General features: G+C 71.9%; 14 protein-coding genes and 1 pseudogene. 4 read left to right on the top strand and 11 right to left on the bottom strand.

What is annotated here, in order from left to right:
- The 3 genes and pseudogenes from ACFCV8_RS29560 to ACFCV8_RS29550 all read right to left on the bottom strand — a co-directional run.
- Window positions 1–122, bottom strand: a pseudogene (locus ACFCV8_RS29560) (ParA family protein); the annotation flags it as partial.
- Window positions 123–265: 143 nt separating this feature from the next.
- On the bottom strand, window positions 266–1,876 hold the full coding sequence (locus ACFCV8_RS29555; RefSeq protein WP_376688535.1) for a hypothetical protein: 1,611 nt from the start codon (window positions 1,874–1,876) through the stop codon (window positions 266–268).
- A gap of 190 nt (window positions 1,877–2,066) precedes the next feature.
- Window positions 2,067–2,531, bottom strand: coding sequence for a hypothetical protein (locus tag ACFCV8_RS29550; protein WP_376688534.1), 465 nt, complete (start codon window positions 2,529–2,531; stop codon window positions 2,067–2,069).
- Between the two features lie 120 nt (window positions 2,532–2,651).
- Here ACFCV8_RS29550 and ACFCV8_RS29545 point away from each other — a divergent pair, with 120 nt between their 5' ends.
- Entirely contained in the window at window positions 2,652–3,692 is a 1,041-nt protein-coding gene (locus ACFCV8_RS29545; RefSeq protein ID WP_376688533.1) for an RNA ligase family protein, read from the top strand.
- 73 nt (window positions 3,693–3,765) lie between these two features.
- Here ACFCV8_RS29545 and ACFCV8_RS29540 read toward each other — a convergent pair whose 3' ends face one another.
- The 4 genes from ACFCV8_RS29540 to ACFCV8_RS29525 are packed head-to-tail and all read right to left on the bottom strand — an operon-like array spanning window position 3,766 to window position 9,143.
- Complete coding sequence (locus tag ACFCV8_RS29540) at window positions 3,766–5,277, bottom strand: acyl-CoA synthetase (protein ID WP_376688532.1); 1,512 nt, start codon at window positions 5,275–5,277, stop codon at window positions 3,766–3,768.
- A 46-nt stretch (window positions 5,278–5,323) separates the two neighbouring features.
- Window positions 5,324–6,430: a calcium:proton antiporter gene (locus ACFCV8_RS29535; protein WP_376688531.1), complete on the bottom strand. Its 1,107-nt coding sequence runs from the start codon at window positions 6,428–6,430 to the stop codon at window positions 5,324–5,326.
- A 56-nt stretch (window positions 6,431–6,486) separates the two neighbouring features.
- Window positions 6,487–8,037, bottom strand: coding sequence for an acyl-CoA synthetase (locus ACFCV8_RS29530; RefSeq protein WP_376688530.1), 1,551 nt, complete (start codon window positions 8,035–8,037; stop codon window positions 6,487–6,489).
- A complete protein-coding gene (locus tag ACFCV8_RS29525) occupies window positions 8,034–9,143 on the bottom strand; it encodes an NAD(P)H-dependent flavin oxidoreductase (RefSeq protein ID WP_376688529.1) in 1,110 nt (369 codons plus the stop codon). Before ACFCV8_RS29525 ends, ACFCV8_RS29530 begins: the two co-directional genes overlap by 4 nt.
- 181 nt (window positions 9,144–9,324) lie before the next feature.
- On the opposite strand from ACFCV8_RS29525, the gene ACFCV8_RS29520 reads away from it, so the two are divergent.
- Window positions 9,325–11,175, top strand: coding sequence for a serine hydrolase (locus ACFCV8_RS29520; RefSeq protein ID WP_376688528.1), 1,851 nt, complete (start codon window positions 9,325–9,327; stop codon window positions 11,173–11,175).
- Between the two features lie 173 nt (window positions 11,176–11,348).
- Here ACFCV8_RS29520 and ACFCV8_RS29515 read toward each other — a convergent pair whose 3' ends face one another.
- The 3 genes from ACFCV8_RS29515 to ACFCV8_RS29505 all read right to left on the bottom strand — a co-directional run bounded on the left by ACFCV8_RS29515 (window position 11,349) and on the right by ACFCV8_RS29505 (window position 14,379).
- Entirely contained in the window at window positions 11,349–12,218 is an 870-nt protein-coding gene (locus ACFCV8_RS29515; protein WP_376688527.1) for an MBL fold metallo-hydrolase, read from the bottom strand.
- 105 nt (window positions 12,219–12,323) lie between these two features.
- Complete coding sequence (locus ACFCV8_RS29510) at window positions 12,324–13,205, bottom strand: DUF3592 domain-containing protein (RefSeq protein ID WP_376688526.1); 882 nt, start codon at window positions 13,203–13,205, stop codon at window positions 12,324–12,326.
- Between the two features lie 79 nt (window positions 13,206–13,284).
- Window positions 13,285–14,379 carry a hypothetical protein gene (locus ACFCV8_RS29505; RefSeq protein ID WP_376688525.1) on the bottom strand — a complete coding sequence of 365 codons (1,095 nt, stop codon included), beginning with the start codon at window positions 14,377–14,379 and terminating at the stop codon, window positions 13,285–13,287.
- A 344-nt stretch (window positions 14,380–14,723) separates the two neighbouring features.
- On the opposite strand from ACFCV8_RS29505, the gene ACFCV8_RS29500 reads away from it, so the two are divergent.
- Window positions 14,724–15,494 (top strand): DUF6585 family protein, encoded by a 771-nt coding sequence (locus ACFCV8_RS29500; RefSeq protein WP_376688524.1) that lies wholly within the window; start codon window positions 14,724–14,726, stop codon window positions 15,492–15,494.
- A gap of 353 nt (window positions 15,495–15,847) precedes the next feature.
- Window positions 15,848–16,096 carry a hypothetical protein gene (locus ACFCV8_RS29495; RefSeq protein WP_376688523.1) on the top strand — a complete coding sequence of 83 codons (249 nt, stop codon included), beginning with the start codon at window positions 15,848–15,850 and terminating at the stop codon, window positions 16,094–16,096.
- Between the two features lie 18 nt (window positions 16,097–16,114).
- Here ACFCV8_RS29495 and ACFCV8_RS29490 read toward each other — a convergent pair whose 3' ends face one another.
- Entirely contained in the window at window positions 16,115–16,942 is an 828-nt protein-coding gene (locus ACFCV8_RS29490; RefSeq protein ID WP_376688522.1) for an alpha/beta fold hydrolase, read from the bottom strand.
- Window positions 16,943–17,186: the final 244 nt, after the last annotated feature.

The following is a 17,186-nucleotide window of genomic DNA, read 5'->3' as shown; positions in this document are numbered from 1 at the left end:
GTGAGCGCGTTCACGGTGAGCAGGCCGAGCGAGGGCTGGCAGTCGATGACGATGAAGTCGTAGTCGGGCAGCAGCGGTTGCAGGGCGCGGCTGAGGGTCGACTCGCGCGCCACCTCGCTCGGGGTCGAGATCGTCGACCCCGAGACGCTGGAGCGGTCGGTCGGCAAGTTCCGCCGGATCGTGGACGAGCGCGGGGCACGGTAGCGATCGGGGAACGGTTCCCGGCCAACGGCGGCCGAAGAGTCAGCGGTCGGTGGCCGAAGGGTCAGCGGTGACTGAAGGTCACCTCCTTCCCGTCCTCCGCGTAGTCGAAGGTGCCGGTGAATCCCCAGTTCTTCCAGCCGCCGTCCCCCTTGTTGGTGATGGTGCCGCTGTCCAGGGCGAACACGTCGACACCGTTCACCACCGCGAGGTGCTCGAGGCCGGACACCCCGGTGAAGGAGAGGTCGTCGAACGACTTCGCCACGATGATGTTCTTGCCGGGGAAGCCGCGGCCGTACTCGTCGATCAGCGACCGGGTCAGCTCGGCGCCGCCGCCCGGCACCTTGCCCGCATAGTCGGTGCCCGGGTACGGCCCGCCGTCGGCGTACTTCGGCGACTCGTCGTCGAAGTGGACCGTGCCCGATCCGGTCGCGGTGGAGTCGGCGTTCAGATCGGCGGGTCCCGGCGGCTCGAAGGCGACCTTCGAGCCGTCCCGGGTGAAGTCGCCGTAGAAGGCCCAGTTGATGTAGCCGCCGTCGCCGTCGTTGCTGAAGGTGCCCCGGTCGAAGACGTAGAGGTCGAACACGCCTCGGCCGGAAGCGATGCCGTCACCGCTCTCGGTGCCGTGGAACTCGTCGGAGTTCAGCCGGTACCTGCCGTGGCGGACGAGCTCGTCCGGCTTCTCGACCCAGTGCGACGCCTGCTCCGAGTGCATAGCGACCACGTTGTAGTCGGGGTAGCAGCGGCGCATGTCGTTCACCAGCATCCGCACCGCCTGCGTCGATGCCTCGTCGTCCAGGGGTGAGTACGTGTCGTAGTACCGGCTCCGGTCGGGCGGTTCCTGCCCCTCGACCTGGCAGCCCTCGTCGCCGGGCTTCCATCCCTCCTTGCGCCGGGGACGGGGCGGCTCGCGGAACGTGACGGTGCGGCGGTCCTCGCTGATGTCGAACACGCCCTGGAAGGCGCGGTTCTTCCAGCCGAGATCGGCGTCCTTCGCCCAGGTGAACGTGCCGGTCCTGAACGCGTACACCCGGTACGTGGTGCCGCTGATCTCCACGGTCTCGACCAGTGCCGTGCCGTCCATCTCCTGCAGATTGCCCTCGTGCGGCCGGGCGATGACGATGTTGTAGTCGGGGAGGCAGTAGGCGAGGTCCGCGAGCGCCAGCTTGACCCGCTTCTCCTTGTTCTTCTCGTTGTCGATCTTGTCGATGACGAGGTTGACGAGCCAGGAGTAGCCCCAGGCAGCGGCTTTGCCGAGGACACCGCTGCCCGGGACGGAGACCGACGACTGCGATTCCCGGGGCTCGAAGCACAGGTCGGGGAGTGCGTTCACCGTCTTGCCGGGGTCCTTTCCGGCGGACTTCCTGACGAGGGCGGGGCCGGGGTCACCGGCCCCGGCGCGCAGGGGGCCGGACTCGACCGGACCTCCGGCTTCCATCTGTCCGCCCTCGCGATTGACATCGTTGTCGTCGAGGCAGTCAGCGCCCCCTCCACCCACGGCCGCGACGATGCGGCAGACCTGAGCGCGGGTGTGGCGGGAGATGTCGCTCCCGACGGTCGCGGCGGCCAGCGCGCCGACCACCACGACGACGGCTCCCAGCAGGGCCAGGTACTCGATCGCCGTCTGCCCCGCGCTCGCGCGCATGTCCGGGCGTGTGCGGTCACTGCGTTTCACGCGTCACCTCCTCCTGGATCGCTCGCGTCACCGGGGCCGGGTGCCTGCCGGGACCAGAACGGTAGCGACGGCACCGGGGCCCACGGGTAGGGTCCGGGGGCCCGACCCCGGGCCCGGGTCCGTGCGCCGGCGTCCGGCGGCTACCGGCCCGCGCACCGCTCCGCCCCGGACCTCCCTTGTCCGCCTGCGATCAGCCGGGGTCCCCCTCGTACGCCTCCAACGCGGCCTGCCGCAGTCCGAACAGGCGGCGCAGCACCTCCTGATCGAGGCGCCCGTCGGCCAGTACGACCACGGCCTCGCCCTCCAGAGCCGCCCACGCCGTCCGCGCCCGCTTGTGGGCCACACGCCTGGTTTCGCTGCGCAGGAACCCGGCCCCTGCCGACAGCCCCGCGGACACCAGGGCCAGCAGCGCCGCGGGAACGCGGGCGTCCGCCGTGGCCAGGCCCGCCGCGCCGGAGACGGCGGCGAGCAAAGCGGCGGGAAAGCCCAGGACGACGTCGATGACCGCCCAGACCCGGGCCCGCCGGTCGGCGGTCCTGACTCCCTTCCGCGCCTCGTCGCGCAGCCGTTCCGCCTCGGTGGTCAGATGGTCCCCGGATTCCGGGGACGGTTCCCCCGGAGCCCCTTCCCCCACGCCTTCACTACGATCGCCCATGCCCGGGATTCCAGCACAAGCAGCTTTCCTTACTCGTGAGTTGGGACAATCCTTCCGCTCTTTCCGGCCTTGGTGAATCCCGGTTGCCCGGGTGCGGCCCGCGCGGCCACAATTCCCGGTGTGTCCGACACGACGTCAACGGGTCCCGTCCTGCGGCCCTATCCGAAGATCTCGGCCAAGCAGCGGCTCGGCCTGTCCGGCGCCCGCGAGTGGATCGCGGTGGAGAAGGTCCACGGGGCGCATTTCGCGGTGGTCTGCGACAGTGCCGGGATCCGTCCGGCCAAGCGGCGCGAGCCGCTGGGCGACGACGCCCTGGACGGCTTCTTCGGCGTCAGCAGGATCTGGCCGGAAGTGTCGGTGGCCGCGGCCCGCTTCGCCTCGGCGACGCGCGGCACGTGGGGCGACGACGCGGTGGTGACGGTCTACGGCGAGCTCGCCGGCGGCCGCTATCCGCACCCGGGCGTCCCCGCCGTCGCGGGGGTCGAGCCGGTACAGACCGGTGTGTGGTACGCGCCGACGCTTCGGTGGCTGCCGTTCGACGCCTCGGTCGAGACGGACGCGGGCCGGTGGTGGCTCTCCGACCGGATGTTGCGGCGGACCTCGGCCGACGCCGGGCTCACCTGCGTACCCGTGGTCGGCCGGGGCGCGCTGAACGGCCTCCAGGAGCTGCCCTGCGCCTTCCCCACCCGTGTCCCGGCCCTGTTCGGGCTTCCGGAGCTGGCGGGGAACCTGGCCGAGGGCTACGTCCTCAAGCCCGCGGGCGAGTGGCGGGAGTCGGGTCCCGGCGGCGCCGGGGTCCGTCCGGTCGTGAAGGCGAAGCAGAAGGCGTTCGCCGAGGACGAGCGCTTCGACGGCGCCCGGCCCTATCTGGCACCGCCGCAGGGCGCGGCCGGTGTTCCCGCCTGGCTCCTGGTCCAGGCATCCGCCCTGCTCACGCCCGCCCGGGCGGCCGCGGCGGTCAGCAAGCTCGGTCCCCGTACCTCCGTGGACGCGGTGGCGCGGGAGATCGCGCGGGACGTGTCCGAGGAGCTCTCCGAGGCCCTGGGCGGAGTGGAGGAGCCGCTTCTGAACGCTCTGGGACGGGCCCTCGGACCGGGGATACGTGCCCTGGCGGCCTTCGACGCCGAGGACCGGTCCGCCCCCCGCGCCGGGCGGGGCTGAAGCGGGGGGGTACGCCGTACGCGCGCCGGACGGACCGGCGAGGGCCCGGGGAGCGGCGGCTCGCCGGGCGCCTTCAGCGCACGTCCCCGGCGAACCGGTCGCGGAGTTCCCGCTTGAGGATCTTGCCGCTGGCGTTGCGTGGCAGCCCGTCCACGAAGCGGACCCGTTTCGGGGCCTTGAAGTGGGCGAGCCGCTCGCGGGCGTGGCCGATGAGCTCGTCCTCCGTGGCCTCGCCGCGCAGCACGACGACGGCGGTGACGGCCTCGATCCAGCGCTCGTCCGGCAGGCCGACGACGGCGACCTCGGCGACGTCGGGGTGGGTGTACAGGGCGTCCTCGACCTCCCGGGAGGCGACCAGGACTCCGCCGGAGTTGATGACGTCCTTCAGCCGGTCGACGACGGTGAAGTAGCCCTCGGCGTCGCGCACCGCGAGGTCGCCGGAGTGGAACCAGCCGTCACGGAAGGCCGCCGCGGTCTCCTCGGGCTTGTCCCAGTAGCCCTCGCACAGCTGGGGCGAGCGGTAGACCACTTCACCGGGCGTGCCGTCGGGCACCTCCTGGCCGTCCTCGCCGACGATCCGGGCCTCGACGAAGAGGACGGGGCGGCCGCACGAGTCCATCCGGCCCTCGTGCTCGTCCGGTCCGAGGACGGTGGCGAGCGGGCCGATCTCGCTCTGTCCGAAGCAGTTGTAGAACGCGAGCGTGGGCAGGCGTTCACGGAGCCTCTCCAGGACCGGCACGGGCATGATCGACGCCCCGTAGTACGCCTTGCGCAGCCCGCCGAGCTCGCGGGTGGCGAAGCCGGGGTGCTGGGAGATGCCGATCCAGACCGTCGGCGGGGCGAAGACGGTGTCGGCCCGACCGGTCTCGACCAGGTCGAGGATCCGGTCGGCGTCGGGTGCGTCGAGGATGATGTTCCGCGCCCCGACCGCGAGGTACGGCAGCAGGAAGACGTGCATCTGCGCGGAGTGGTAGAGCGGCAGCGCGTGCACGGGCCGGTCGGTGGCCTTCAGGTCGAGTGCGGTGATCGCGCTGACGTACTCGTGGACGAGGGCGCCGTGCGTCATCATCGCGCCCTTGGGCAGCGCGGTGGTGCCCGAGGTGTAGAGCAGCTGCGCGAGGTCGCCGGCGGCCGGTTCGCGTTCCGGGGCGAAGGGGCGCGGGACGGCGGTGGCCGCCAGGAGGGAGTCCGGGGCGTCGCGCAGCGGGCGCACGGGGAACGCGTCGGGGATCCGCGCGGTGAGGTCCGGGTCGGTGAGGACCAGTGCGCTGCCGGACTGTTCGAGGATGTACGTGAGGTCGCCGCCGGTGAGGTTCTGGTTGACCGGTACGTGCACCAGACCGGCGCGGGCGCAGCCGAGGTAGGCGATCAGGTAGGCGTCGGAGTTGTGCGCGTAGCAGGCGACCCGGTCGCCGGGGCTCAGTCCGTGTTCCTCGGTGAGGACGGCGGCCGCGGTGCTGACGGCCGTGTCGAGTTCGGCATAGCTCCACGACCGGTCGGCGTACCGCAGCGCGGTCCGTCCGGGGTTGCGCCGGGCGCTGCGCGCCAGGACTCCGTCGACTGTGCTGCTCCGTACACCTGTCATGGCGTGATCCTGTGCGGCCGCGACCCGGTGGTCAAGGGTCCGGTGCTCAAGGACTGATCGCGAGGAAGACGAAGGCCGCGAAGATCGACAGGTGGACGCCGCCCTGGAGCAGGGTGGCCCGTCCGGGTACGACGGTCAGCGCGCCGACCACCACGGTCAGGGCGAGCAGCACCATGTGAGTGGCGCCGAGGCCGAGGTGGAGCGGGCCTTCGAGCCAGATCGAGGCGAGGGCGATGGCCGGAATGGTCAGGCCGATGCTGGCCATCGCCGAGCCGAGGGCGAGGTTGAGGCTGGTCTGTACGCGCTCGCGGCGGGCCGCCCGTACCGCCGCCAGGGTCTCCGGCAGCAGGACCAGCAGGGCGATGACGACGCCGACCACGGCCTGCGGCATGCCGGCCGCCTCCACCGCGGACTCGATGGTCGGGGAGACGGACTTGGCGTCGCCGACCACGGCGACGAGTGCGACCAGCAGCATCACCAGGCTGAGCGTGGTGGCGCCGCGGCCGGGGAGCGGCGCGTGCCGCTCGTCCGGTTTCGGCCCGCCCTCCGGGGTGAGGGGCAGGAAGTACTCGCGGTGCCGGACCGTCTGTACGGCGACGAACAGCCCGTACAGGAAGAGCGAGGCGACGGCGGCGAAGACCAGCTGGGCCGAGGAGAACTCGGGTCCGGGTTTGCCTACGGTGAAGGTCGGCAGGACCAGGCTGAGCGTGGCCAGGGTGGCGACGGTGGCGAGAGCGGCGCCGGAGCCCTCGGCGTTGAAGACGGCGACGCGCGAGCGGACGGCTCCCACCAGCAGGGACAGTCCGACGATCCCGTTGCAGGTGATCATCACGGCGGCGAAGACGGTGTCGCGGGCCAGCGCGGTCGTCTTGGGGCCGCCGTCCACCATCAGGGTGACGATGAGGGCCACTTCGATGACGGTGACGGCGACGGCCAGTACGAGCGAGCCGAACGGCTCGCCGACCCGGTGGGCGATGACCTCGGCGTGGTGCACGGCGGCCAGGACGGCACCGGCCAGGCAGAGCGCGACCACGGCGACGGCGAACGTGGGAAGTTCCCGGCCCCAGCTGAACACCAGGGCGAGCGCGGCGACGACCGGCACGGCCACCGTCCACCGGGATGCCAGCGTGCGGACCGTCGTGCGCGCGTTCATGGATCTCACCCTGCCAGAGCGCCGGTGGGGCCGCCGCCGGGCGGCGGCCGTCCGGCTCACACCGCCCGGGAGCGTCCCTCCCAGTACGGGTCGCGCAGCCGCCGCTTGTAGAGCTTGCCGTTGGGGTCGCGGGGCATGGTGTCGATGAAGTCGACGGTGCGGGGGCGTTTGTATCCGGCGAGCCGCTGTTCGCAGTGGTTCAGGATCGCTTCGGCGAGGTCCGGGCTGGCCGGGTGCCCTTCGGCCGGTTCGACGACGGCCTTGACCTCTTCGCCCCAGTCGGGGTGCGGGATGCCGAAGACCGCGACGTCGGCGACGGCCGGGTGGCCGAGGAGGACGCCCTCGATCTCGGCGGGGTAGATGTTGACCCCGCCGGAGATGATCATGTCGATCTTGCGGTCGCGGAGGAAGAGATAGCCGTCCTCGTCGAGGATGCCGAGGTCGCCGACGGTGAAGAAGTCGCCGATGCGGTTCTTCCGGGTCTTGGTCTCGTCCTTGTGGTAGCTGAAGCCGCCGGTGTTCATCTTCAGGTAGACGGTGCCGAGCTCCCCGGGCGGCAGCCGGTTGCCGTCGTCGTCGAAGACGGCGAGTTCACTGATCGGCCAGGCCCGGCCGACCGTGCCGGGTTTCCTCAGCCAGTCGTCGGCGGTGGCGAAGGCGCCGCCGCCCTCGCTGGCCGCGTAGTACTCCTCGACGCACTTCCCCCACCAGTCGATCATGGCGCGCTTGACGTGGTCGGGGCAGGGCGCGGCACCGTGGATGGCGTGCCGCATGGCCGTGACGTCGTAGCGCCGTTTCACCTCGTCGGGCAGGGCGAGGAGGCGGTGGAACTGGGTGGGGACCATGTGGGTGTGGGTGCAGCGGTGGGTGTCGATGAGCCGCAGCATCTCCTCGGGGGTCCACCGGTCCATCAGCACCAGCGGGTGGCCGATGTGCAGGGACGCGCCCGCGAACTGGAGCACGGCCGTGTGGTAGAGCGGAGAGCAGACCAGGTGGACGTTGCCGTCGAAGGGCCTGATGCCGAAGATGCCGAGGAAGCCGCCGAGATGGCTCTCCTCGGGGAGGCGGCCGGAGAGCGGGCGCCGGATGCCGCGCGGGCGGCCGGTGGTGCCCGAGGTGTAGTTCATGACCCAGCCCAGGGTGCGGTCGTCCGGGGCGTCCTCGGGCTGCCCTTCCAGCAGTTCGGCGTACGGGCGGAAGCCGTCGACGGCACCGACGGCGTAGCGGTGGCTCGCGGGCAGCTTCGCCTCCTCGGCGGCCTCGGTCGCGGCCTGCGCGAAGCGTTCGTGGGCGATGAGCACCTTGGCGCCGGAGTCGGAGACGATCCAGGCGATCTCGGGGCCGACGAAGTGGTGGTTGACGGGGACGAGGTAGAAGCCGGCCTGGGAGGCGGCGAGGTAGGCGGTGAAGAACTCGACGCCGTTGGGCAGCACGACGGCGAACGCGTCGCCGCGTTCCAGTCCGGCCGCGCGCAGTGCGTGGACCATGCGGTTGGCGGCGGCATGCAGCCGTCCGGCCGTCCAGTTCTCACCGTCGGGTGCGATCAGGGCCGTACGGCCGGGGTCGGCGGTGGCCTGGGCCCAGAATCCGTTGGGGGGCGGTGTCATGAGGCGCTCCGTTTGGCGATGCGGTTGATCCGGTCCACGGCACGCTCGAAGCCGCGGGTCAGGTCGTCGAAGACCTCCCGCACGCTGCGTTCGCTGTTCATCCGTCCGACGATCTGGCCGACCGGGGTGCCGAGCAGGGCCCCGGTCTCGTACTTCTGGATGCGCGAGACGGCCTCGGCGACCAGCAGCCCCTGGAGCGGCATGGGCAGCGGGCCGGGTCCGGCCGGGTCGTCCCAGGCGTCGGTCCATTCGGTACGGAGCTGGCGTGCGGGTTTGCCGGTGAGGGCGCGGGAGCGGACGGTGTCGCCGGAGCCCGCGGCGAGGAGCTTCGCGGTCAGCGCGCGGGAGTGGAGGTCCGCCTCCTCGGTGGTCAGCCAGAGGGAGCCGAGCCAGACGCCCTGGGCACCGAGGGCGAGCCCGGCGGCGATCTGCTCCCCGCTGCCGATCCCTCCGGCGGCGAGCACGGGGAGCGGCCCGACGGCGTCGACGACGTCCGGGACCAGGACCATCGAGGCGATCTCTCCGGTGTGGCCGCCCGCTTCGTATCCCTGGGCCACGACGATGTCGATGCCCGCGTCGGCGTGGTGGCGGGCGTGCTTGGCGCTTCCGGCGAGGGCCGCGACGAGCACGCCCCGGTCGTGGGCGCGCTGCACGACGTCGGCGGGCGGCGATCCGAGGGCGTTGGCGAGGAGCTTGATGGGGTAGTCGAAGGCGACGTCGAGCTGGTTGCGGGCGACCTCCTCCATCCAGCCGGTGATCCGCCAGCCGGACGCCTCGCCCTCGGGGAGTTCCGGCACGCCGTGCTTGGCGAGGGTGTCCTGGACGAACCGGCGGTGCCCGTCCGGGATCATCGCCTCGACATCGGCCTCGGTGACCCCCTCCACCTTCTTCGCGGGCATCACGACGTCCAGCCCGTACGGCTTGCCGTCGGTGTGCTGCTGCATCCAGTCGAGGTCGCGGGCGAGTTCGTCGGGGGCGGTGTAGCGGACCGCGCCGAGGACGCCGAACCCCCCGGCCCGGGTGATGGCCGCGGCCACCGCGGGGAACGGCGTGAAGCCGAAGATGGCGTGCTCGACTCCCAGTTTCTTGCTCAGCTCCGTCTCCATGGGCGGCAGGATGCCGCAGCCGGGCCATGGAGGGAAGAGATTTTCTGATGGCCAGTCAGATTCTTTCCGACGCACGGGGCCCCCGTGACGGCAGGGGTGACAGTAACCTCTGCCCCGGAAAGAATTTTCACTGTCGGGCGAAGTTGCGAAAGTTACTTTCGCGCAGCGGAAGGGGCTCCGGATGACCGAGGACGCGGCGGGCAGAGGGATCAGCCGACGGAGGCTGGGCGGTGGGATGCTGGCCCTGGGCGGGGCACTCGCCCTGGCGCCGGTCCCGTTCGCGGAGCGGGCGGCGGCCATGGAGCCGGAGACGGGATCGCCGGGAATGGGCGCAGCACGATCCGGGGGCGCCGCCCACGGGCAGGTCCGCCCGACGCTGCGGCGCGGGCCGGCCGCCCGCGCGGGACTGCTCCAGGAGCCCCTGGACCAGCTGGTGGCCGACGCCGAGAAGTTCCTCGCCGACTCCCCCAAGCACCCCTGGTACGCGGGGGCGGTGCTGCTCGCCGGGCGCGGCGGCACGGTCGCCCTGCACCGGCCGATCGGCATGGCCGTGCGCTACGCCGCGTACGACGAGACGACCGACACCGGGGTGGAGTTCCCGCCCGGCCAGCAGATCCCGATGGCCGAGGACACCGTCTTCGACCTGGCCTCGGTCTCCAAGCTGTTCACCTCGATCCTGGCCGTGCAGCAGATCGAGCGCGGGAAGCTGGAGCTGGAGGCGAAGGTCGCCTCGTACCTCCCCGATTTCGCGGGCGGCGGCAAGCAGGACATCACGATCCGTCAGCTGCTCACCCACACCTCGGGCTTCCGCTCCTGGATCCCGCTGTACAAGGAGCCGACCCGGGAGGGGAAGCTGCGCCTGCTGTGGGACGAGGTACCGGCCAGTCCGCCCGGCACGGTGTACCTCTACTCCGACCTCAACCTGATCTCGCTCCAGCTGGTCCTGGAGAAGATCACCGGCCGCGCGCAAGACGTCCTGCTCCGCGAGGAGATCACCGGCCCGCTCGGGATGCACCGCACCCGCTACAACCCGCCGGCCTCCTGGAAGCCCAAGATCGCCGCGACCGAGGACGCCCGGCAGCCCTGGTCCGGGCTGGACCGCGGACTGGTCTGGGGTGAGGTGCACGACGAGAACGCCTACGGCCTGGACGGGGTGGCGGGCCACGCCGGGGTCTTCTCCTGCGCCTGGGACCTGGCGATCCTGGCCCGTACGCTGCTCAACGGCGGGGTGTACGGGCGCTCCCGCATCCTCTCGGACGCCTCGGTCGACCTGCTCTTCACCGACTTCAACGGCGCGTTCCCCGGCGACGCGCACGGCCTCGGCTTCGAGCTCTACCAGCACTGGTACATGGGCGCGATGGCCACTCCGCGCACCGCGGGCCACACCGGCTTCACCGGCACCAGTCTCGTACTGGACCCGACGACCGACTCCTTCCTGATCGTCCTCGGCAACTCCGTCCACCCGGTACGCAACTGGCGCTCCGGCAGCGCGCCGCGCGTCGCGACCGCCAACCAGATGGCCCGCGCCGTCGCCGTCCGCCCCGCGCACGGGCGCACGGCCTGGTTCTCCGGCATGGCGAGCGCCACCACCGCCACCCTGACCCTGCCCGAGCTGCGGCCCGCCTCCTCGCGGGCCCGGCTGCGCTCGGCCCTGTGGTGGGACACCGAGCCCGGCTCCGACTTCCTGTTCCTGGAGGCGTCGGCGGACGCCGGGGCGACCTGGCGGACCGTACCGTTCACCACCGCACCGGCCGCGGGGCGGCCCCGCGAGGAGCCCGAACCCCACCCCGCGGGCTCGGTCTCCGGCTGGTCCGGCCGGGTGTGGCACGACCTGGAGGCGGACCTCTCCGCGTGGCACGGCGCGCAGGTGCGCCTGCGCTGGCGGTACGCGACCGACCAGCTGTATGTCGGCCGGGGCGTGTACGTGGACGCGATGCGCGTCGAGGACGACGGCCGCACGCTCTTCGACGACAGCCGTTCCCGCGACGCGTCCCGGATCGAGGCCCGGGGCTGGACGGCGTCCGCCGACTAGGAACCGCGCGAGGGGCCGGGGAATGCGGCCGGGGGCGCGCGCCCGAGCCGCGTGCCCCCGGCCCTCAGCCGTTTCCGGCACGGGGCCCGTGCCGGAGCCCGATCGCCCGTGCACGGCCCGGGGTGCGGGCGAGTACGCCGGCACTTGGGGCCGGTGCGGCCGCGGGCCGCGCCTCACATCGGGACGAACGGTTCCGTCAGGTGTGGCGTCGCCAGGTGCAGCGTGCGGGAGGTTCCGCGGCTGAGCATGCGTCTTCTCGAGTTCCTGGCCGCCTCGGGGTCGGTCTCGTGCGTGTAGTCGAGTTCGGGGTGGAGCAGTTGGAGCGCGTGCACCAGGAGGTCGCCGGTGACGAGTACCTGTTCGTGTCCGTCGGCGACCAGCAGGCTCTGGTGTCCGGGCGTGTGACCGGGCGTGGCGATCGCGTGCCCGGTGCGCAGCGGCGTGTCGCCCTCGAGGAGCCGGAGCCGGCCGGCAGCGGCGAGGGGATCGGTGAGGGTTTCTCGCAGCTGCGGGTTGAGCAGGTCGAGGGCGTCGAACTCGGCCCGCTGCAGGAGGTATTCGGCGTTCGGGAAATAGGGGCGTCGGCCGCGGGCCGTGTCGCCGGTCGAAGTGTCGCTATCCACCGCAGGGCCTGCCGACGGGACGGCGGCCTCGCTCACCACCGCCCAACCGACGTGGTCGGTGTGCAGATGTGTGAGCACCACGGTGTCGACGTCGGCCGGATCGATGCCCGCGGCGGCGAGCGATTCGGGGAGCACACCGGGCACGGGCGCCCACGGACTTGCCGGGCTGTCCGCCGGACCGATCCCCGCGTCCACGACGGTGAGGCCCGTGTCGCTGCGGATCGCGTACGCGCGAAACCGGAGCCACCAGCGGCCCTCGGCATCGACCGCGCCCGGGTCGTAGGCGTCGGCCTCGGCCCACTGAGCGGCGGTGGCGTCGGGGAAGGCTTCGGCGCGCGGGGAGAAGAACGGGCCCTCGCCGTCGGCGAGGGCGCTGATCTCGGTCGAGCCGATCCGCAGACGGGGAACGCTGAGAGGCATGGCCGCGATCCTGTCATGCCTGCGCCCGAACGGGGGCGACCCGGGCTGTGGTGGTCCCGATGCGGGGCAAGGTGATCGCGGCGTGCGGACGGCACGCCTCACGCCTCACAGCTCGGCCACCCCCGCCACGGCCGCCGCTCCCACCACGGCCGCCACCGCCACGACCAGGAGACCCACGACGTTGACGGCCATGTCCCTTTTCCAGGACCGGCGTTCGGACTCGACGTCCAGGACGAAGACGGCCGGGTCGTCGGGGGCGTAGTGGACCGTGATGTCCAGGCCGCGCGATCCGGCGGGGTCCCGCAGTCCTGACTCGCAGTAGGCCGTGACGGACGTACCGTCGAGGGTGGTGAAGGCGACGACCGGCACCAGGCGGGTGGAGGTGTGTCCGTCGTCGGCGTCGACGCTGACGTTCTTGAGCACGGCGACGACGCGGCCGGGTACCGCGGCCATGGCGGCCAGTCCATCGAGGCGGCGGTTCCTGTCACGTATGTTCCCGGGCAGGTGGTACATGCCGGACAGAGCCCACGGCCCGCAGAAGCCGAGCAGGGCCCACGGCCAGCCCCGGTCGATCGCGGCGGCGACGACCAGCCCGGCGTAGACGAGGAACACCGCGAAGGTCGGCAGGCCGAGACCACGCCCGCCCGCGGAGAGGTCGCTGGTGAATCCGAAGGCGTGCGGCCTTCCGCGCGGGTAGTGGACGCCGATCTCCCGGCCCTTCCAGGCCGCGCTGATCCTCTCGCCCCGCTCACCATCGTTGGTGACGGTGAACTCCTGCCCGGTAGCTGGGTCCTGGAAGGAGACGACCACGGCTATCCCGTCGTTCGGGGAGCTTCCGTGCCGGGGCTCCCCCACCCGCTCGATCCGGCCCTTCGCCCGGACCATCCGCTGTTCCCGGGTCATCCCGGCCAGCGATCTCCCGTACCCGATCAGCGCGACCGCGCCGAACACACCGCACCACAGCACCAGATATCCGTGCCAGCCCATCGGTGTTTCCTCCTGCCGCTTCGGTGGACGGCCACCGGGGTCACCCTCGCCGTCCGGAACAGTGCGCTTCCGGGGCGCCTCACCGTGCGGGTGCGCGCCGCACCACCTTGCCCTGTCCGTTCGCCTCCAGTGACGCCGCGCCTTGGGGCCCGGTCACGACGACCCTGACGGTGAGGGATCCGGTGAGACGGTCGGCGGTGACCTGCCAGGTCCGTGGGGGGTCGACGCCGAGACCGGCCATGGCCTCCTCGACCAGGGCGGGGAAGCGGCCGTAGGGCAGCGCGCGGGGGGCGAACCCAGGCGCCTGCGTGCCGGACGGCGCGAACACGACCGACAGCAGGCGCTCCTGTACGACGAGGGTGAGCGCACGGCGTGTGTCCCCGCCCTCGGTGAGCGAGCCCAGGGCCCGTTCCAGCTCGCCCTGGTCGAGGAACGACCGGCCCGGCCCCAGCGTGACCGTCCCGGACGCCGACGACACGACCGTGGTCGACGACGTGGAGGAGACGGACGGCCGCGCGGCCGGAGGCGGCTTCGCGGTGTCTTCCCGGCCGAAAAGGTCCGCACGGAACAGCAGGACCACGGCGGCCGCACCGAGCAGCAGGCCGAGGAGCGCGACAGCGCCCAGGGCACAGCCCTCCGGTGGCTCGGCCGCCCTGGCCGCTCCCGGCACCGGATCGAGGCGGGCCGAGGCCGCCCGGTCCTCCCACTCCGGAGTCGGCCGCTTGACGATCCGCACCCGCCACGGCCTGTCCTGCGGGTACTGGACCACCAGGACACCGCGCGGCCGGTAGTCGTGGAGGTCCACGAGGTTGATGTCCTGCGTGATGTCCACCCGGTACGCCGCACCGTCGTCCGGAACGACGGTGAGTCCGAACCGCACCGGTACGTCACTCGACTCGCCCCCGACGGCCTCCAGGCTCTCGATCAACGCGAGCGCCGTACGGGGCACGACCGCCGCCTCCCGGGCGCGCCTCGGCATGCCGGCGAGGTAGAACAGCAGTCCGTAGACCGCGGGCAGGACCAGTCCCGAGACGAACAGCGGCACGCTCTCGACGATCCCGCCCACGACGAGCGCGGCGAGCGACGCCCCGACCACACCACCGGTCAGGAACCCCCGGGCAAGTGCGACGGGCGTGTTGTGCGTGGGCGGCGGCGCACCCATGGCGATCGTCATACGGGCGATTGTGCTGGGCTCCGGTGACGGCCGGTAGCCCTTTCACCGCGGGACCGTCCCGCACCGCCGCTCCGAGGCGGTGCGGGACGGCGTCGGGCCGCTTTGGTACCGCGGTGGCCGGATTCGGGCGAGCGCAGCGGCGTGCCGTAGCGGTACCGGACACAGGGCCGGTGACAGCCACGGGAGCGGGACCGTCCCGGACCGAGGGCACGGAATCGTTCGCGTACGCCGATGCGCCGGGCCGCGCTCTTCCCGTACGGGCCGCGTTCCCCGACAATGTCCCTCAACCGTCTGGCTTTGGGGGGCTTGTGTCGGATCGTGGCTCCACCCCTGTTCCGCCGTCCATGCGCACAGTCGCGCGGGAATTCGAACTCGGCAGGCGTCAGGGGCTGGTGTGGACCGAGCCCGAGCGCTTCCCGTGGATCCTGGTGCTGCTGCCCGCGCTGATCGGGCTGCCGCTGTCCTGGTTCGGGATCTCGGACGCGCTGGAGAAGCAACGGAGCGACGGCACTTGGTACTACGCACTGCCGCTGATCGTTCTGGGGGCCTCCATCGTGGCCGCGGCCGGGTATTTCCTCTTCCTCGCGATCTCACGGCGGCAGCCACGGGTCTGGGTCGGCCACTACCAGCACGGCATCGTCCGCGAGATCGCCGGGCACGCGCCGGAGGCGTACGCCTGGGACGAGATCAACGGCATCCGGCGGCGCAGCACCAAGGTGACGAACGGAATCACCAGTGCCACCACGCACGAGCTCTGGGTGTATCCCCGTGAGGGCGCCGAGTTCGTCGTGACCGACGCCTACAAGGGGGCCGTCCGGTTCACCGACGAACTGGACAAGGCTTTCACACGGGTGCGGCTGCCGCAGGACAGCGCCCGGCTGGAGGCGGGCGAACGGGTCGACTTCCTCGGGGCCCACCTCGACTCCGCCGGTGTCGGGTGCTTCGACCACCGGCTCGGCTGGCGCGAGGTCGCCCTGATCAGGGTGGAACGCGGCTGGTTGGAGATCCATCGGCACGGGGACAGGAAGCCCTGGGCCAGACTCCCCGTGGAGGCGGTCCGGAACCTGTCGGTCTTTCTGACTCTCGCCGGGAGAATGTGCCAGGGGGCGGCCTGAAAGCGGTATCGGCCGTACGGCCGGGCCCGATGCGGCTGCGGCTGCCGTCCTGGCGGGGCGAACACCCGGTGGCCGGAGGCCGCGATCGCTCCGTGCTTCGGCGGATCGCCGAGGGCGTCGCTGTTCCGGACGTGGGCTTCCCGCCCCCGGCGGCGGGGAGCGCAGGCGGTTGCGGGTGCCGGTCGCTCTCCCGGTGTACGGCCATGACACCCGGGCGGTCACGCGGCATCATGAAGCCCATGGACACACCGAGCGCCGAGTGGATCGCCATCGCGGCCTACGAGAACCTGCCGGGCCGTCCCGCACCGATGGCGGCCGTCCGCGGTTGACTGCGGGACCGCGGCATCGACTGGATGCCCTTCGCCCCGGACGAGATCCGGTCCGACCTGGCCTGCGGGATCGGCTCCGACGGCCACTGGCACGGCTGGTTCGACATCCGCGTCCACGCCGACGCGCTGCGGCCGCTCGGGCTCCATCCCGACCGGCCCGCTTCCGGGGTCACCGGCCCTTCCCCGCCCGGCTGGTGGCACGCCGCCGCCGAGCGCACCGGAGCCTCGGAAGGCCGCGCCCATGACAGGCCAGGGGCCGGTGAACGGAGCTGAAGTCCGAAGCACTGCGGGTCACTTCTTCAGGAACTCCAGCAGGTCGGCGTTGAACCTCTCCTTGTCGCCCGGGACCATGGCGATGCCGTGCGAGCCGCCCTCGTAGACCTTCAGGGTGGCGTCGGGGATGATCTCCGCCGACTTGCGTCCGGTCGCGTCGATCGGCACTACCTGGTCGTCGTCACCGTGGACGACCAGGGCCGGGACGTCGATCTTCTTCAGATCCTCGGTGAAGTCCGTGTTCGAGAAGGCGTCGACGCAGGCGACACCGCCCTCGATGGCCTGTGCCATGCCCATCAACCAGAACGCGTCCTTGTTGCCCTGGGTGACCTTGCTGCCCTCACGACCGGCGGAGAAGAAGCCGATCGCGGTGTCCTTCCAGAACTGCGAGCGCTCGGCGACGATACCGGCCTTGATCTGGTCGAACACCTCCTGCGGCACACCCTGGGGGTTGCCCGGGCCCTTCAGCATGAGGGGAGGGACGGCCGACAGCAGGACCACGGAGCGGACACGGGCGGTGCCGTGGCGGCCGATGTACCGGGAGAGTTCGCCGCCGCCCATCGAGTGTGCGACGAGCGTGACATCGCGCAGGTCCAGGCTCGTGATCAGGTCGTCGAGGTCGTCCGCGAAGGTGTCCCAGTCGTAGCCGTCGAAGACCGGGGTGGAGCGGCCGTGACCGCGCCGGTCGTGGGCGATGCCGCGGTAGCCCGCGTCGGCGACGGCCTTGAGCTGGTCCTGCCAGGCGTCGCCGTTCAAGGGCCAGCCGTGGATGAAGACGACCGGGCGCCCGCGGCCCCAGTCCTTGTAGAAGATCTCGACCCCGTCGCGCGTGACGCACACAGGCATGATGGTGCCCTTCTGTTCGCGGCACCGGGGCCTGTCTCCCCGGAGCCGAAGCCGGCGGTGACAATGCGTGGACACATCGTCACGCCACTCATCCTCCTGGCTTCCCGGCGCTTCGCAATCCGGGCCCGGGCCGGGCCGCCCGCTCCCCGTACGGCCCCGCCCCCCGTGTCGCGTACAGGACGGCCGGGACCCGAGGGGCCGACGAGCGGCCCCGGTCCAGGAGTCACGGTCGTGACTCCTGGAC

It is taken from the genome of Streptomyces sp. NPDC056347 (assembly GCF_042262625.1).
Taxonomy (GTDB): Bacteria; Actinomycetota; Actinomycetes; order Streptomycetales; family Streptomycetaceae; genus Streptomyces.
Note: the sequence above shows the minus strand (reverse complement) of the source record. Positions and strands in the feature narration are given on the sequence as shown.

Bases quoted from the DNA above. Each gene is read 5' to 3' on its own strand.
- ACFCV8_RS29550 (WP_376688534.1), bottom strand. From the start codon at position 2,531: ATGGGCGATCGTAGTGAAGGCGTGGGGGAAGGGGCTCCGGGGGAACCG.
- ACFCV8_RS29540 (WP_376688532.1), bottom strand. From the start codon at position 5,277: ATGACAGGTGTACGGAGCAGCACAGTCGACGGAGTCCTGGCGCGCAGC.
- ACFCV8_RS29535 (WP_376688531.1), bottom strand. From the start codon at position 6,430: ATGAACGCGCGCACGACGGTCCGCACGCTGGCATCCCGGTGGACGGTG.
- ACFCV8_RS29530 (WP_376688530.1), bottom strand. From the start codon at position 8,037: ATGACACCGCCCCCCAACGGATTCTGGGCCCAGGCCACCGCCGACCCC.
- ACFCV8_RS29525 (WP_376688529.1), bottom strand. From the start codon at position 9,143: ATGGAGACGGAGCTGAGCAAGAAACTGGGAGTCGAGCACGCCATCTTC.
- ACFCV8_RS29520 (WP_376688528.1), top strand. From the start codon at position 9,325: ATGACCGAGGACGCGGCGGGCAGAGGGATCAGCCGACGGAGGCTGGGC.
- ACFCV8_RS29515 (WP_376688527.1), bottom strand. From the start codon at position 12,218: ATGCCTCTCAGCGTTCCCCGTCTGCGGATCGGCTCGACCGAGATCAGC.
- ACFCV8_RS29510 (WP_376688526.1), bottom strand. From the start codon at position 13,205: ATGGGCTGGCACGGATATCTGGTGCTGTGGTGCGGTGTGTTCGGCGCG.
- ACFCV8_RS29505 (WP_376688525.1), bottom strand. From the start codon at position 14,379: ATGACGATCGCCATGGGTGCGCCGCCGCCCACGCACAACACGCCCGTC.
- ACFCV8_RS29500 (WP_376688524.1), top strand. From the start codon at position 14,724: ATGCGCACAGTCGCGCGGGAATTCGAACTCGGCAGGCGTCAGGGGCTG.
- ACFCV8_RS29495 (WP_376688523.1), top strand. From the start codon at position 15,848: ATGCCCTTCGCCCCGGACGAGATCCGGTCCGACCTGGCCTGCGGGATC.
- ACFCV8_RS29490 (WP_376688522.1), bottom strand. From the start codon at position 16,942: ATGCCTGTGTGCGTCACGCGCGACGGGGTCGAGATCTTCTACAAGGAC.